The 437-nt window shown below is 61.6% G+C and carries 1 protein-coding gene; it reads left to right on the forward strand.

The genetic code is table 11. The features are described from left to right. Window positions 1–370: glycerol dehydrogenase (locus KP705_RS17860; RefSeq protein WP_374195578.1), on the forward strand; the 370-nt coding region annotated here is incomplete at its 5' end. Between the last annotated feature and the right edge of the window lie 67 nt (window positions 371–437).

Here is a 437-nt window from a genome sequence, read left to right on the forward strand (position 1 = left end):
TAACGGCACGAAGACTCTGACGGAGTGGCTGACGCTGCTTCTGGGGGTCGTTATTCTTCTTGTGGGCCTGATCTTTGTCATCATGGGGGCTGACCTCGCGATGCTGGGCGGCTCTGTTTACTATGTCATTTGCGGGATCGTGCTGGTTGCCAGCGGGGTGTTGATGGTGATGGGCCGTACGCTCGGCGCATTCCTGTACCTTGGCGCTCTGGCCTACACATGGGTCTGGTCTCTGTGGGAAGTCGGGGTCAGCCCGGTTGACCTTCTGCCGCGCGACTTCGGCCCAACCCTTCTCGGCATTCTGGTGGTTCTGACCATTCCGGTCCTTCGCCGCCTGGAATCCCGCCGTACACTCAGAGGAGCCGTCTGATGCGTCGGTCTCACCTTCTCGCAACAGCCGCAGGCCTCGCGCTCGCCTGTTCACCTCTCGCCGCCCA

It is taken from the genome of Gluconobacter sp. P1D12_c (assembly GCF_018812105.1).
Lineage (GTDB): Bacteria > Pseudomonadota > Alphaproteobacteria > Acetobacterales > Acetobacteraceae > Gluconobacter > Gluconobacter oxydans_A.